The sequence below is a fragment of the Frisingicoccus sp. genome (assembly GCF_048388605.1).
GTDB lineage: Bacteria > Bacillota > Clostridia > Lachnospirales > Lachnospiraceae > Frisingicoccus.
Genome location: NZ_DBGCTU010000012.1, coordinates 48,078 through 63,700, shown reverse-complemented (window position 1 = coordinate 63,700; position 15,623 = coordinate 48,078). Strand labels below are relative to the sequence as shown.

The 15,623-nt window shown below is 45.4% G+C and carries 11 protein-coding genes; 4 read left to right on the top strand and 7 right to left on the bottom strand.

Annotated features, from left to right (window positions below; genetic code table 11):
- Window positions 1-98: 98 nt before the first annotated feature.
- From ACMN7X_RS02940 to leuC, 7 genes are all read right to left on the bottom strand, one after another.
- A complete protein-coding gene (locus ACMN7X_RS02940) occupies window positions 99-1,250 on the bottom strand; it encodes a 3-phosphoglycerate dehydrogenase (protein ID WP_418746012.1) in 1,152 nt (383 codons plus the stop codon).
- A 12-nt stretch (window positions 1,251-1,262) separates the two neighbouring features.
- Window positions 1,263-2,345 (bottom strand): 3-phosphoserine/phosphohydroxythreonine transaminase, encoded by a 1,083-nt coding sequence (gene serC, locus ACMN7X_RS02935; protein WP_418746011.1) that lies wholly within the window; start codon window positions 2,343-2,345, stop codon window positions 1,263-1,265.
- A gap of 28 nt (window positions 2,346-2,373) precedes the next feature.
- Window positions 2,374-4,053: a biosynthetic-type acetolactate synthase large subunit gene (gene ilvB, locus ACMN7X_RS02930; RefSeq protein WP_418746010.1), complete on the bottom strand. Its 1,680-nt coding sequence runs from the start codon at window positions 4,051-4,053 to the stop codon at window positions 2,374-2,376.
- 14 nt (window positions 4,054-4,067) lie between these two features.
- Window positions 4,068-5,741 carry a dihydroxy-acid dehydratase gene (gene ilvD / locus ACMN7X_RS02925; protein ID WP_418746009.1) on the bottom strand — a complete coding sequence of 558 codons (1,674 nt, stop codon included), beginning with the start codon at window positions 5,739-5,741 and terminating at the stop codon, window positions 4,068-4,070.
- 141 nt (window positions 5,742-5,882) lie between these two features.
- Window positions 5,883-6,965 (bottom strand): 3-isopropylmalate dehydrogenase, encoded by a 1,083-nt coding sequence (leuB, locus tag ACMN7X_RS02920; RefSeq protein WP_418746008.1) that lies wholly within the window; start codon window positions 6,963-6,965, stop codon window positions 5,883-5,885.
- 40 nt (window positions 6,966-7,005) lie between these two features.
- On the bottom strand, window positions 7,006-7,503 hold the full coding sequence (gene leuD, locus ACMN7X_RS02915; RefSeq protein WP_418746007.1) for a 3-isopropylmalate dehydratase small subunit: 498 nt from the start codon (window positions 7,501-7,503) through the stop codon (window positions 7,006-7,008).
- 16 nt (window positions 7,504-7,519) lie between these two features.
- A complete protein-coding gene (gene leuC / locus ACMN7X_RS02910) occupies window positions 7,520-8,782 on the bottom strand; it encodes a 3-isopropylmalate dehydratase large subunit (RefSeq protein WP_418746006.1) in 1,263 nt (420 codons plus the stop codon).
- Window positions 8,783-9,428: 646 nt separating this feature from the next.
- On the opposite strand from leuC, the gene ACMN7X_RS02905 reads away from it, so the two are divergent.
- The 4 genes from ACMN7X_RS02905 (at window position 9,429) to ACMN7X_RS02890 (ending at window position 15,556) form a co-directional block, all read left to right on the top strand.
- The gene (locus ACMN7X_RS02905) at window positions 9,429-10,337 is read left to right on the top strand and encodes a LysR family transcriptional regulator (RefSeq protein WP_418746005.1); all 909 of its coding nucleotides are present in this window, start codon (window positions 9,429-9,431) and stop codon (window positions 10,335-10,337) included.
- Window positions 10,338-10,342: 5 nt separating this feature from the next.
- Window positions 10,343-11,293, top strand: coding sequence for an AEC family transporter (locus tag ACMN7X_RS02900; protein ID WP_418746004.1), 951 nt, complete (start codon window positions 10,343-10,345; stop codon window positions 11,291-11,293).
- Between the two features lie 94 nt (window positions 11,294-11,387).
- The gene (locus tag ACMN7X_RS02895) at window positions 11,388-13,310 is read left to right on the top strand and encodes a DNA gyrase/topoisomerase IV subunit B (protein ID WP_418746003.1); all 1,923 of its coding nucleotides are present in this window, start codon (window positions 11,388-11,390) and stop codon (window positions 13,308-13,310) included.
- Between the two features lie 11 nt (window positions 13,311-13,321).
- Entirely contained in the window at window positions 13,322-15,556 is a 2,235-nt protein-coding gene (locus ACMN7X_RS02890) for a DNA gyrase/topoisomerase IV subunit A (RefSeq protein ID WP_418746002.1), read from the top strand.
- Window positions 15,557-15,623 lie beyond the last annotated feature (67 nt).

The window sequence follows — 15,623 nt, the reverse complement described above, 5'->3', positions numbered from 1 at the left end:
TTGTCTTTAACGCTGCTTTCCTGCTTATAGTATACCACATAAAAATACCCCTGAAAAGCAAAGAAGCTTTTCAGGGGTATCAAATTCCATTTTATATATTATTTAATCACACGTACTTTGACAACGCCATCCACTGCTGCGACTGCCTGAACCGCATCATCGGCAACAGCTGCCTTTGTGTCAGCCAGAATATACATCCAGTCGCCCTTCGTGCCGCTGACAACCTGTTCAGTTTCACCGATAATTGCGGCAAGTTTTTCAGCAACGCCCGCGGAGGCTTTACAGCAAACAGCGATACGTCCTGCCGCTGTGCATACGCCGAGATCTGCCGCCGGATAGTTTACGGAGTTTTTAATATTACCATTCTCAATAAAATCACGGACTTCTTTGGCTGCCATGATCGCACAATTGTCTTCAGATTCTTCCGTGGAAGCTCCGAGATGCGGCATAGCGATCACACCATCCATATTGGCTGTCTTATAATTCGGGAAATCTGTCACATATTTTGCAACTTTTCCTGATTTCAGCGCTTCTTCCATGGCATCATCATCCACAAGCACATCTCTTGCAAAATTCAGAACGACCGCGCCGTCCTTCATCTGCTCAAAAGCAGCCTTGCCGACCATTTTCTTGGTGGAATCCATCGCCGGTACATGAATTGTGATAAAATCACTGTTCTTATAAATATCATTGATATCATTGGTTGTTACAACAGTTCCTGCCAATTTGGCCTTCATTGCATCGTTCAAAAACGGATCATAACCGGTAACCACCATTCCAAGAGCATCACAGGCATTGGCAACCATCGCGCCGATCGCGCCCAAACCAATCACGCCGATTTTCTTTCCAAGAATTTCTGTACCTGCAAAAGCTTTTTTTGCTTTCTCCATCGTTTTGGAAATGTTTTCATCCGCCTTATTTTCCGTAACCCAGTTTGCACCGGCCACAACATTACGTGTTGCCATGAAAAGTCCGGCAAGAACAAGTTCCTTAACACCGTTGGCATTGGCGCCCGGCGTATTGAAAACAACGATACCTTTTTCAGCGCATTTATCCAACGGAATATTATTCACACCGGCTCCGGCTCTGGCAACTGCCAAAAGGCCTTCCGGCAGATCCATATCGTGCATCACTGCACTTCTTACCATAGCCACCTGAGCATCCGCAAAATTTTCGGTCTTTTCATAGGCATCCGTAAATATATCCATTCCGATTGCAGCAATCGGATTTAAGCAATTAATTTTATACATTTTCAACACCTCTTATTTATTCTCAGCAGCAAACTTCTTCATAAACTCAACGAGAGCTTCAACACCTTCATATGGCATTGCATTATAAATACTTGCTCTCATACCGCCAACGGTACGATGTCCCTTTAAGTTTTCAAATCCGGCCTTCTTTGCCTCGGCAACGAACTTATCTTCCAATTCTTTATCGCCAATGACAAATGGGATATTCATTAAAGAACGGTCCTCTTTCACAACGGTTCCTTTATAGAAATCCTGGGAATCCAGATAATCATAGAAAAGCTTTGCTTTCTTTTCATTTTTCTCTTTCATTGCTTCCAAACCGCCGTTCTTTAACAGCCATTTGAATACCTTGCCGCAGATATAAATACCATAAGCCGGCGGTGTATTATAAAGAGAACCATTATCTGCATGAATCTTATATCTCAACATATTCGGTGTTCCCGGAAGAACATCTTCTGAAATCAAATCTTTGCGGATGATACAGATGACAACACCTGCCGGTCCGACGTTCTTCTGAGCGCCCGCATAAATCATACCGTATTTTGTCACATCCACCGGTTCGGATAAGAAACAGGAGGACTGGTCCGCAATAAGAATTTTGCCCTTTGTATTCGGAAGTGTTTTATACTTTGTTCCATAAATTGTATTATTTTCACAGATATGTACATAATCCATATCATCTGTGATCGGCAGATCCGAACAATCAGGAATATAAGAGAATGTCTTATCCTTTGAAGACGCCAACTCTACGGCTTCTCCAAAAATAGCGGCTTCTTTCCATGCCTTTGTTGCCCACTGTCCGGTAAGAATATAGCCGGCTTTGCGGTTTTTCATAAAGTTCATCGGAACCATGGCAAACTGTGTATTTGCTCCGCCCTGAAGGAAAAGCACCTCATAATTATCCGGAATATTCATCAATGTTCTCAGATCGGCTTCTGCTTCATTAATAATTGTCTCAAAAGCTTTGGAACGATGACTCATCTCCATAACACTCATGCCTGTTCCTTTGTAATCCAGCATTTCATCTGCTGCTTCCTGCAAAACTTCCACTGGTAATACAGCTGGTCCTGCTGAAAAATTCCATACTCTGCTCATTTCTCTTATCTCCTTTTTTAATAATACTTTACTTTCTGATCATATCCTCTTCCGAAAATGCTTCAGAAATTGAGGCGCCCGGAGCTACCATCGGCCACACCTTGTCATCACAGTCAATAAAACAATTGATGACAACCGGGCCATCGGCTGACAGCGCTTCCTTAAGCGCCGCAGTCAGCTCTTCCTTGTTCGTGACATTTATGCCGCGACAACCACAGGCTTCCGCAATCTTTGCATAATCAAAATCACCATTTAAAATAGTGTTAGAATATCGTCTCTCATAGAACAGTGTCTGCCACTGCCGTACCATTCCCAATACACTGTTGTTAAAAATCACTTCAATAATCGGAATATGATATTTCGAAGCGGTAAGTAATTCATTAAAATTCATTCGGAAACAACCGTCACCGGCAATATTAATGACCGTTTTTTCCGGGCAGGCCACTTTCGCACCGATACTGGCGCCAAGGCCATAGCCCATTGTTCCAAGGCCGCCCGAAGAAATAAATTTTCTCGGTGCATCGTATTTATAAAACTGAGCTGCCCACATCTGATGCTGGCCAACTTCGGTGCAAATAAGGGCGTCGCCCTTTGTCATCTCATAGATGGTCTCTACGATCTGAGGACCTGTCAACCGGTCTTTCGGATAAGTCAGCGGATAACGCATTTTTAATTCATTTATATACTGCATCCATTCTTTATGTTCCATCTGATTTAACTGGGCGCTCAATTTTCTCAAAACCAGCTTGGCATCGCCTGCAATACAATGGTCTACCACGATGTTCTTATTAATCTCCGAAGCATCCACATCGATTTGAAGGATCTGAGCTTTGCTGCCAAAGGTTCTCGGATTGCCGATCACACGGTCAGAAAACCGGGAACCGACAACAATAATCAAGTCGCTTTGGTTAATTCCATAATTTGACGCTTTTGTACCATGCATCCCAAGCATTCCCACATAAGAATCATCCGTTCCATCAAAGGCGCCCTTTCCCATAAGAGAATCCGCCACCGGCGCGTCAATCTTTTTCACAAAGCGACGCAATTCTTCGGAAGCATTAGCCAATGTAACGCCGCCGCCGACAAATACAAAAGGCCGTTTGGAATGGGCGATCATCGTTACCGCCTTTTCCACATCGGTTTCATCAATCTGGGATACATCCGGCGTGATCGGCTCCGGCTTTTTATATGTATATTCTGTTTTTTTCGCTGTGACATCCTTTGTAATATCCACAACAACAGGTCCCGGGCGGCCGGTCTGAGCAATCTGGAATGCCCGGCGGATAACGTCTGCCAGCTTGTTAACATCTTTAACGATAAAATTATATTTTGTTACCGGCATTGTTATCCCTAAAATATCTATCTCCTGAAAACTGTCTTTTCCGAGCAGATTCAATCCGACATTACAGGTAATCATAACCACCGGAACCGAATCCATGTAGGCCGTTGCAATTCCGGTGACCATATTGGTTGCTCCCGGCCCGGAGGTCGCAAAACAGACGCCGACCTTCCCGGTCGCTCTGGCATAACCATCCGCCGCATGGGCAGCGCCCTGTTCATGGGATGTCAGATAATGGGTAATCTCATCTCTATGCTTATACAATTCATCGTATACATTTAAAATGGCACCGCCAGGGTATCCAAAAATCGTATCCACACCCTGCTCTTTCAGACATTCAATCACAATTTGTGCGCCTGTTAATTCCATATAATTACCTCTTTCTATTTCGCTTTAGGTATCTCAAGAATTGCTCCCCTGTTACCGGAAGTTACCATGGAAGCATATCTTGCCAAGTATCCGCTGGTTACTTTAGGTTCCCGCGGCTGCCATTTTGCACGGCGGGCTTCAAGTTCCTCATCACTGATATCCACATTGATCGTATTCGCAGGAATATCAATTTTAATGATATCTCCCTCTTCAATCAAGGCGATCGGGCCGCCTACCGCTGCCTCCGGGGACACATGTCCGATGGAAGCGCCTCTGGAAGCGCCTGAAAAACGGCCATCCGTGATCAATGCCACGCTGGAACCAAGGCCCATACCCGCGATCGCTGACGTAGGATTCAGCATCTCGCGCATACCCGGGCCGCCTTTCGGTCCTTCATAACGGATAACGACCACATCTCCGGCAACAATCTGTCCGCCTTTAATCGCTGCAATAGCATCTTCCTCACAGTCAAATACGCGGGCCGGTCCTTCATGTACCATCATCTCAGGTACAACGGCAGAACGTTTTACCACACAGGAATCCGGCGCGATATTTCCTTTTAATACGGCAATACCGCCCGTTGGGCTGTATGGATTGTCAATCGGCCGAATGACTTCCGGATTCTTATTGACGCAGTTTGCAATATTTTCAGCAACCGTTTTTCCTGTCACTGTTATCAAATCTGTATATAATAAACCTTTTTTGTTTAACTCATTCATTACTGCATAGACACCGCCGGCCTCATTCAAATCTTCCATGTATGTGTATCCGGCCGGGGCCAAATGACACAAATTCGGCGTTTTTGCACTGATTTCATTGGCAATATCCACATTCAGTTCAACCCCTGCTTCATGGGCGATCGCCGGAAGATGGAGCATACTGTTTGTGGAGCAGCCGAGGGCCATATCCACGGTCAGAGCATTCATAAAAGCTTTTTCCGTCATAATATCTCTCGGACGGATATTTTTCTCAAGCATTTCCATAACCTTCATACCCGCATGTTTGGCAAGGCGAAGACGTTCGGAATAAACGGCCGGAATGGTTCCATTTCCCTGAAGTCCCATGCCGAGAACCTCTGTCAGACAGTTCATGGAATTCGCCGTATACATGCCCGAGCAGGAACCGCAGGTAGGACAAACCTTATTGACAAATTCATCGACCTGCTCTTCTGTCATTGTACCTGCCGCATAGGAACCTACCGCTTCAAACATGCTGGAGAGACTCCGTTTTTCTCCGCCGACATGTCCGGCCATCATCGGGCCGCCGCTGACAAATACCGTAGGTATATTCAAACGGGCTGCCGCCATCAAAAGCCCGGGAACGTTTTTATCACAGTTCGGCACCATCACAAGGGCGTCAAACTGATGAGCCAAAGCCATACATTCCGTTGAATCCGCGATCAGATCTCTTGTTACAAGAGAATATTTCATACCGATATGTCCCATGGCAATACCATCACATACAGCAATTGCCGGGAACACGATCGGAGTACCGCCGGCCATGGCAACGCCCATCTTTACGGCATCAACAATTTTATCAATATTCATATGTCCGGGTACGATTTCATTATAAGAACTGACAATTCCAACCAACGGCCTTGAAAGCTCTTCTTTTGTCATGCCTAAAGCATTGAATAACGAACGCTGAGGTGCCGACTGCATCCCTTTCGTTACAACATCACTTTTCATCGATATCTTCCTTCCTTTAGTTCTTTAATAGAGTATCACGTTCATTTATATTGTTCACAGTATACCACATATTTTTTTAAATGCAATGCTTTTGTACTATTTGCTACTTTTTAGTACATTTTGTATTGAATTGGAAATGTTTTACAACCTGCTGACAATAGCGTCGCCCATCTCAATACAGCCCACAAGCTGACATCCATCGGACATAATATCCACAGTGCGGTATCCATCCTCCAATACTTTTTGCACAGCCGCTTCAATGGCATCCGCCTCCGCATCCAGATTCAATGAATAACGGAGCAGCATCGCCGCAGATAAAATCGTGGCGATCGGATTCGCCTTATTCTGTCCGGCAATATCCGGGGCGGAACCGTGGCTCGGCTCATAAAGGCCGAGGCTTGTGGCGCTCAGGCTGGCGGAGGACAACATTCCGATGGAACCGGTGACCTCACTGGCTTCATCCGAAAGAATATCGCCAAACATGTTCTCTGTCAAAATAACATCAAACTGTCCCGGATTTTTTACAAGCTGCATGGCACAATTATCAACCAGCATATGAGAATAGGTGACTTCCGGATAATCCTTCGCAACCTCTTCCACAATTTTGCGCCACAGACGGGATGAATCCAACACGTTGGCCTTATCCACGCTGACTACATTTTTACGGCGCTTCATCGCCGTCTCAAAACCTTTAACGGCAATCCGGCGGATCTCATTTTCATCATAAGTTAAAGAATCATAAGCTTTCAGAACACCGTTCTCTTCCACCGTTTTCCGTTCCCCGAAATAGAGGCCGCCGGTCAGCTCACGCATGATCACCATATCAAATCCATCGCCGATGATCTCATCTTTCAGAGGACAGGCCTCTTTCAGTTCCTTATAAAGATAAGCCGGCCGGATATTGGCAAACAGGCCGAGGGATTTGCGGAGTTTTAAAAGTCCGGCTTCCGGCCTTAATGACGGTTCCAGCTTGTACCATGGGGATGTGGTCGTATCTCCGCCGATGGCGCCCAGCAGCACAGCGTCGCTTGCCTTACAGGTTTCAATGGCTTCATCCGTCAGAGGAACACCTGTAGCGTCAATGGAACATCCGCCCATGAGAACCTGCGTATAATTAAATGTGTGACCGAATTTTTCTGCCACCTTATCCATCACCTTCATGGCTTCTGTGACAATTTCAGGGCCGATACCGTCGCCCTTAATCACTGCAATATTAAAATTCATTTTTCCTCTCCCTTTCGATATTGACTAAGATAACATGGAATCATTCATTTTTCAATGTCTGATTCATATAATTGATCAAACCGCCGGCGGCAATTAATTCCTGCATAAATGGCGGAAATGCTTCGCCCTTATAAGATTCATTTTTTGTGCGGTTATAAATCATACCATTGTCAAAATCAATTTCTACCTGGTCGCCGGCTTCAATCTTTTCAGCCGCTTCTTTACATTCAATAATCGGAAGGCCGATATTGATGGCATTTCTATAGAAAATACGCGCAAAAGTTTCTGCGATCACACAACTGATACCGGATGCCTTGATCGCGATCGGCGCATGCTCCCGGGAAGAACCGCAGCCGAAATTTTTACGGGCCACCATGATATCGCCCTCTTTGACTTTTTTCACAAATTCTGTATCAATATCTTCCATACAATGGGCAGCCAATCCCTTCGGATCGGTTGTCGCCAGATGTCTGGCCGGAATAATAACATCCGTGTCTACATTATCACCATATTTAAAAACTGAACCAAATGCTTTCATTATTCAATGTACCCCCTTAATCTAATTCACATGGACAGGAAATTTTACCTGTGATCGCGCTTGCAGCGGCAACAGCCGGGCTGGCCAGATAAATTTCAGATGTCACATGGCCCATACGTCCAACGAAGTTACGATTTGTTGTGGAAACACATTTTTCTCCTTCAGCGAGAATACCCATGTACCCGCCAAGACACGGTCCGCAGGTTGGAGTGCTTACAATAGCTCCGGCTTCAATAAAGGTTTTGATATAACCGGCTTCCATGGCATCCAGATAGATTTTCTGAGTTGCCGGAATAACAATGACACGAAGTCCCTTCGCGATTCTGCGGCCCTTCATAATTTCCGCAGCAATTCTCAAATCCTCCAGACGGCCGTTCGTGCAGGAACCGATCACAACCTGGTCAATGGCAATGTCGCCGACCTCATCGATCGGATGGGTGTTCTCCGGCAAATGCGGGAATGCTACCGTTGGTTTCAGCTCACTCAGATCAATCGTATAAGTTTCATCATATTCGGCGTCCGCATCCGCTTCAAATACTTTATACGGTTTATCGCTGTGTTCCTTCACATAAGCCAGCGCCTGCTCATCCACCGGGAAAATACCGTTCTTAGCTCCGGCTTCGATCGCCATATTGGCAATCGTGAAACGATCATCCATGGAAAGATACTGAATACCGTCGCCCACGAATTCCAGAGAGCGATACAGCGCACCGTCCACGCCGATCATGCCGATTAAATGTAAAATAATATCTTTGCCGCTGATCCATTTTGCCGGTTTGCCCGTCAAAATGACCTTAATAGCGGAAGGAACCTTAAACCATGCTTTTCCCGTAACAATTCCGCAGGCCGCATCCGTGCTGCCCACACCTGTAGAGAAAGCACCGATAGCGCCGTATGTACATGTATGAGAATCGGCGCCGATAACTGTATCGCCTGCCGTAACAATGCCTTTTTCCGGCAGAAGCGCATGCTCAATTCCCATCTCGCCGACCTCATAAAAATGAGTTACATCATTGGCGCGGGCAAATTCACGCATACATTTACAGTTCTGAGCAGACTGGATATCCTTATTTGGTGAAAAATGATCCGGAATCAAAGCCACTTTGTCCTTATCAAAAACACCTTTCTTTTCAAACTTAACCATTTCATTAATAGATACCGGGCCTGTTATATCATTTGCCAATACCATGTCCAGATTGGCCATGATCAGCTGTCCGGCATGAACTTCCTCAAGTCCGGCAGCGGATGCTAAAATTTTCTGGGTCATCGTCATTCCCATGATAATTCCTCCTTAATTTCTCATTTTTATTTCATCTTAGTTATTGATAGAATATCACATTTAGAGCTATAATAGAAATACATATTACGAATATTTATTATGAAATGTAGTTATGGGAGATGATTATGCCACACCGCCTAATTAAGGATTATTTTATCATTGCATGTCCAGTATATAAAGATTTTTTTCAAATCATTTCACAGGCTTTCGTAAGATTTTGCCGCAGACATTCTTCACTGAATTTTGCTGTGCCTCCACGAATGTCTGAGACCGTTCTGCTAACCGATACGATAAAAGATGCAAAACGTCTAAGAAAAATCAAACAGGTGCTTTCTTGATTCTTTATTTACTGTCGCTTTCTAAAACTCACTATCGCTCAAACACTAGAAAGCGACAGTATACCTCAAAAAAGCACCTGTCAGATTTTTTACAAACGCTTTGCAACTCTTTTCCTGCATCTGGTTAGCAAAAGGTCGAGTTTTCGTGAGGCACAACGAATAAAACATGTGAAGAATGGCTGAAAAAATCCCGAAAGCCCTTTGACGGTTTGAAAAAAATCTGTTTATTATTACTGGACATCAATGAAAATATATCTTAAAATTCAAGGCGGTGTAACATGATCACTCCATATTACAGGAGGTATGATATGGAACAACATTTATCTCTGTACCGGATTTTTTACACGGTGGCAAATACAGGGAATATTTCTCAGGCGGCCAAGCAGCTTTACAACAGTCAGCCGGCCATCAGCAAGTCCATCAGCCGTCTGGAGGAGAGTCTCGGGGTGACGTTGTTTTCCCGAAGCTCCCGGGGCGTGACGCTGACAGAGGAAGGAAAAATCCTCTACCAGCATGTCCGGGCTGCTTTTGAGGCCATTGACACCGGGGAGGAACAGATTCGGCGAATGACGGCGCTGGATATGGGCAATCTTCACATCGGTGTCAGCAACACCCTGTGCAAATTTATTCTCCTGCCCTATCTTCAGGCTTTTATCGAGGCCTACCCACATATTAAAATTTTAATTTCCTGCCTGTCCTCCAACCAAACTCTGGCTCTGCTGGATTCGGGAAAAATTGATATCGGCCTGGTGGCCCATCCGGAAAGTCTGCGGACGCTGGATTTTTATTCGCTTGGAACCATCCAGGATATTTTTGTTGCCTCTCCGGCTTACCTGGAAAATCTGGATTTAAAACAGGAAGAAATGAGCAACGGACGTCAGCTTTTTGAGAAAGCCACCCTGATGCTCCTTGACAAACACAATATGACCCGTCAATATATTGATGATTATCTGACTGCCAATCATCTTCAGACACATCACACAATTGAAACGACATCTATGGAACTTCTTATTGAATTTGCAAAAATCGGCCTGGGCGTCGGCTGCGTCATCAAGGAGTTTGTTCAGGAGGAACTGGAAAAGGGCCAGCTCATTGAAATTCCGCTGGATATTCCGATTCACCGGAGGGAAATCGGTTTTACCTATGTTAAAAAGCGTCAGCAGGAAAAGGCTGTTCAGCATTTCATTGATTTCTATAAATCTGCAAAGGAGAACTAAGCATCATGGAAAATTTTATATTCAGTTTAAATGCAACCATTCCTATTTTTTTAATCATCATCCTTGGATGGGTACTTATGCAGGTGGGCATTTTTAATAAAGAATTCACCACCGTTGCCGACAGATATGTATTTAAAATTGCTCTGCCCCTGCTTGTCTTTAAAGATATTGCAACGGCAGACATTTATGAAATGTTCAACTTAAAATTTGTTCTTTTCTGTGCCATCGGAACAACTCTGATGTTTCTCGGCGTCTGGCTGTTCGCCCACTGGTACTGCAAGGACAAATCCATGATCGGTGCCTTCACCCAAGCGGCCGCCCGGGGCAGCGCCGCCATTCTCGGCATTGCCTTCGTGGAAAATATCTACGGCAATTCAGGAATGGCGCCGATGATGATCGTCTCCGCCGTGCCTCTGTATAATATTTTCTCTGTCGTTATTTTAACCTTCGGCGCTTCCGATGCGGACACGGCAGACCGCATCGGCAATATCCGAAAGGCGTGTATCAACGTTGCCAAAAATCCGATCATCATCGGTATTCTGGCCGGCTGTATTTTTGCCTTTTTCAGAATCCCGATTCCCTATATTCCACTGAAGGCCATCAGCAATATCGCTGCGACAGCCAGCCCGATCGCTCTGCTTGTCGTCGGCGCTACTTTTGAAGGAAGAAAAGCCCTTGCCAAAATCAAGCCGAGCCTTATGGCAACTCTGATCAAACTGGTGATCATCCCGGCCATCTTTTTCCCGTTCGCCATTCTCTTCGGTTTCCGGAACAGTGAATTGGTGGCCATTCTTGTCATGCTCGGCTCGCCGACCACCGTAAGCTGCTACATCATGGCAAAAAATATGAATAATGATGCGGTTTTAACATCCAGCATTGTTGTTCTGGCAACTCTTTTATCTTCCATATCGCTGACGGCATGGATTTTTATCCTCCGAAGTCTCGCTTTGATTTAATTTTCTAAACTGGAAATTTTCGGGGCGGCATGGTAAGATATATCCGCAGCGCATATTTGCAGCATTTATAATTGTAGAGAAAGGATTTTTATATATGTCACAGTCAAATCATTATGATGCCGACAGCATTTCGGTGCTGGAAGGGCTGGAAGCCGTTCGAAAGCGTCCCGGAATGTACATCGGCAGCGTTTCAAGAAAAGGGCTTAACCATCTGATTTATGAAATCGTAGACAACTCCGTGGATGAACATCTGGCCGGTTTCTGCGATTTGATCCATGTCACTTTAAACAAAGATGGATCGGCCACCATCGAGGATAACGGCCGGGGTGTCCCGGTTGGTATGCACGAAAAGGGCGTTCCGGCGGAACGACTTGTATTTACGACCCTTCATGCCGGAGGTAAATTTGACGATTCCGTCTATAAAACAAGCGGCGGTCTTCACGGTGTGGGAAGCTCCGTCGTTAATGCTCTGTCCGAATGGATGGATGTGGAAATTTCCAGAGAAGGCCATATCCATCACGATCATTTTCAGCGGGGAATTCCGGATATTGAGCTGGAAAACGGTCTGCTGCCTACCCTCGGAAAAACCCGCAAAACAGGGACAAAAATTTCATTTCTTCCGGATAAAGAGATCTTTGAAAAGACCCGCTTTAAAGAAGATGAAGTCATCAGCCGTCTCCATGAAACAGCCTATTTAAACCCGGAACTCACTATTATTTATGACGACCTCCGCGACAGCACGCCGGAGCATCTGGAATTCCATGAGCCCGACGGTATTATCGGATTCATTAAAGATTTAAATAAGAATAAAGAAACCGTCTGCGATGTTATTTATTTTAAGGGTGAGGCGGAAGGTATTCAAGTGGAAGCAGCCTTTCAGTATGTCAATGAATTTCATGAAAATGTCCTCGGCTTCTGCAACAATATTTACAACGCCGAGGGAGGCACCCATATCACCGGCTTTAAAACGGCTTTCACAACCGTTATGAATGCCTATGCCCGTGAATTAAATATTTTAAAAGAAAAAGACAGTAATTTTACCGGGGCCGACATTCGAAACGGTATGACGGCCATCGTTTCTATTAAGCACCCGAATCCCCGATTTGAAGGCCAGACAAAAACAAAGCTGGACAACCAGGATGCCGCCAAAGCTTCGGGAAAAATCACCAGCGATGAGCTGCCGAGATATTTTGACAAAAATCTGGAAACCCTGAAAAGTGTCCTGACCTGCGCTGAAAAAGCCGCAAAAATCCGCCGGACAGAGGAACGGGCTAAAACCAATCTTTTAAGTAAACCGAAATTTTCCTTTGACTCCAATGGAAAACTGGCAAACTGCGAAAGCCGTGACCCTTCGATCTGCGAAATTTTTATTGTTGAAGGGGACTCTGCCGGAGGTTCGGCAAAAACGGCCCGTGACCGCCACTATCAGGCAATTTTGCCGATCCGCGGAAAGATTTTAAACGTGGAAAAAGCAAGTATCGATAAAGTTCTCGCCAATGCTGAAATCAAAACAATGATCAATGCCTTCGGCTGCGGATTTTCTGAGGGCTACGGCAACGATTTTGATATCAGCAAACTGCGTTATGATAAAATCATTATTATGGCCGATGCCGATGTGGACGGCGCACATATTTCCACTTTATTGCTCACCCTCTTCTACCGCTTTATGCCGGAGCTGATTTTTGAGGGCCATGTGTATATTGCCATGCCGCCTCTCTATAAGGCCATGCCGGCCAAAGGCAAAGAAGAATACCTTTATGATGATGCAGCCCTGACAAAATACCGTAAAAACCATAAGGGCAGTTTCACTTTACAGCGCTATAAAGGTCTCGGCGAGATGGATGCCGCCCAGCTCTGGGAAACCACATTGAATCCTGAAACCCGCATTTTAAAGCGGGTTGAAATCGAAGATGCCCGAATGGCTTCGGATGTCACTGAACTTTTAATGGGCAACGATGTCCCGCCGAGAAAATCATTTATTTACCGGCATGCCCATGATGCCGAACTGGATATTTAGGAGGTGAACTCATGGGAGATATTATTCGCACCGAGTATTCGGAGATTATGCAAAAATCTTATATTGACTATGCCATGAGCGTCATCATCGCCCGGGCGCTGCCCGATGTGCGTGACGGTCTGAAACCGGTTCAGCGCCGTACCCTTTATGATATGTACGAATTGGGTATCCGCTATGATAAACCCTACCGTAAATCCGCCCGTATTGTCGGCGATACAATGGGTAAATACCATCCTCACGGGGACAGTTCCATTTATGAATCCCTCGTTGTTATGAGCCAGGATTTCAAAAAAGGGGAACCCCTCGTGGATGGCCACGGTAATTTCGGCTCCATCGAAGGCGACGGCGCCGCCGCCATGCGTTATACGGAAGCTCGTCTGCAAAAACTGACCCAGGAAGCCTTTTTGACAGATCTGGATAAAAATGTGGTTGATTTCCAGCCAAACTTTGATGAAACCGAAAAAGAGCCGGAGGTTCTTCCCGCCCGAATTCCAAATCTGCTGATCAACGGCGCCGAGGGTATTGCCGTCGGCATGGCGACCAGTATTCCGCCCCACAATACAGGAGAAGTGATCGATGCGGTTCTCGCCTATATGAAGAATTCGGATATAACCACGGAAGAACTTTTAAAAATCATGCCCGGCCCGGACTTTCCGACCGGCGGCATCGTCACCAATAAAGACGACTTAGTTTCTATCTATGAAACCGGACAGGGAAAAATCAAGCTTCGCGGAAAAGTCGAGGTTGAAAAAATCAAGGGAGGCCGGGAACGGCTTGTCATTACGGAAATTCCTTATACAATGATCGGTGCTGGAATCGGCAAGTTTCTGAATGACGTCTATGCCCTGGTGGAAAGTAAGAAAACAAACGATATTGTCGATATTTCCAACCAGTCCTCCAAAGAAGGTATCCGCATTGTGCTGGAACTCCGCCGAAATACGGATGTGGAAAATTTAAAAAATATGCTTTATAAAAAAACCCGGCTTGAGGATACATTCGGCGTCAACATGCTGGCTGTATCCGGAGGCCGCCCGGAAACCCTCGGTTTAAAGGCAATTATCGAAAACTTCCTCGATTTTCAGTATGATATCAACACCCGGAAATATCAGCACCTTTTATCCAAAGAACAGGAAAAAAGAGAAATCCAGGAGGGCTTGATCAAAGCCTGCGATGTCATTGATCTGATCATTGAAATCCTCCGCGGTTCCAAAAATATTAAACAGGCAAAAAACTGTCTGGTTGGCGGAGAGACGGAAGGCATTAAATTTAAAACAAAAACTTCCGAGCGGGCTGCAAAAAAACTGCGTTTCACAGAAAATCAGGCCACAGCCATTCTGGAAATGCGGCTCTACAAGCTCATCGGTCTTGAAATCGAGGCTCTGCAAAAAGAGCATGATACAACATTAAAGAATATCGCCAAATACGAAGATATTCTGAATAATCATTCCAGCATGTCCCGGGTGATCACGAAGGAGCTTCAAAATTTCCGCAAAACCTATGCCCGTCCGAGACGCACCCAGATCATCAACGCCAAAGAGGCGGTTTTTGAGGAAAAGAAATTTGAAGAGATGGAAATCGTCTTCCTGATGGACCGTTTTGGCTACTGCCGCACTGTCGATGTTCCAACCTTCGAAAGGAACCGGGACGCCGCCCTCTCCGAAAACAGATATATTATCCAATGTATGAACACGGATAAGCTCTGCCTGTTCACCGATGCGGGCCGTATGCATATGATTAAAGTGTCCAGCCTGCCTTACGGCAAATTCCGGGATAAGGCAATCCCGATCGATAATTTCGGAAACTATAACAGCAGTGAAGAATCCCTTGTTTATGTGGCAAATTTAAGCCGGGTCATTCAAAGTCATCTCCTCTTTGCCACCGGTCAGGCCATGTTCAAGCAGGTAAATGGTGAAGAATTTAATGTATCCAAAAGAACTATTGCCGCAACAAAGCTTTCGGACAATGACAGGGTCATCGCTGTCATCCCTCTGGCCAATACGACCCATGTCGCCCTTCGAACCCGGAAAGGCGTTTTCCTGCGGTTTGACATCGGCGAAGTGCCTGAGAAGAAAAAAACAGCGCTCGGCGTCCGGGGCATCCAATTGTCCGGCGATGATATTGTCGAAGAGGTCTATCTGCTGAATAAAAACAGTGAAACCATCATTACTTATAATGAAAAATCCATTTCCCTGAATAAACTGAAACTTGGTCACCGGGATACAAAGGGGACAAAGCTTCGCCTGTAAAAATCTTGCATACAGAAACTCGAGTTTGCAAATTTTTGCCGTACCTGTACAGGAATCATTCCTGTAC

Excerpts from the sequence above, each read along its gene's own strand:
- ACMN7X_RS02940 (WP_418746012.1), bottom strand. The coding sequence starts at position 1,250 with ATGTATAAAATTAATTGCTTAAATCCGATTGCTGCAATCGGAATGGAT.
- serC (WP_418746011.1), bottom strand. The coding sequence starts at position 2,345 with ATGAGCAGAGTATGGAATTTTTCAGCAGGACCAGCTGTATTACCAGTG.
- ilvB (WP_418746010.1), bottom strand. The coding sequence starts at position 4,053 with ATGGAATTAACAGGCGCACAAATTGTGATTGAATGTCTGAAAGAGCAG.
- ilvD (WP_418746009.1), bottom strand. The coding sequence starts at position 5,741 with ATGAAAAGTGATGTTGTAACGAAAGGGATGCAGTCGGCACCTCAGCGT.
- leuB (WP_418746008.1), bottom strand. The coding sequence starts at position 6,965 with ATGAATTTTAATATTGCAGTGATTAAGGGCGACGGTATCGGCCCTGAA.
- leuD (WP_418746007.1), bottom strand. The coding sequence starts at position 7,503 with ATGAAAGCATTTGGTTCAGTTTTTAAATATGGTGATAATGTAGACACG.
- leuC (WP_418746006.1), bottom strand. The coding sequence starts at position 8,782 with ATGGGAATGACGATGACCCAGAAAATTTTAGCATCCGCTGCCGGACTT.
- ACMN7X_RS02905 (WP_418746005.1), top strand. The coding sequence starts at position 9,429 with ATGGAACAACATTTATCTCTGTACCGGATTTTTTACACGGTGGCAAAT.
- ACMN7X_RS02900 (WP_418746004.1), top strand. The coding sequence starts at position 10,343 with ATGGAAAATTTTATATTCAGTTTAAATGCAACCATTCCTATTTTTTTA.
- ACMN7X_RS02895 (WP_418746003.1), top strand. The coding sequence starts at position 11,388 with ATGTCACAGTCAAATCATTATGATGCCGACAGCATTTCGGTGCTGGAA.
- ACMN7X_RS02890 (WP_418746002.1), top strand. The coding sequence starts at position 13,322 with ATGGGAGATATTATTCGCACCGAGTATTCGGAGATTATGCAAAAATCT.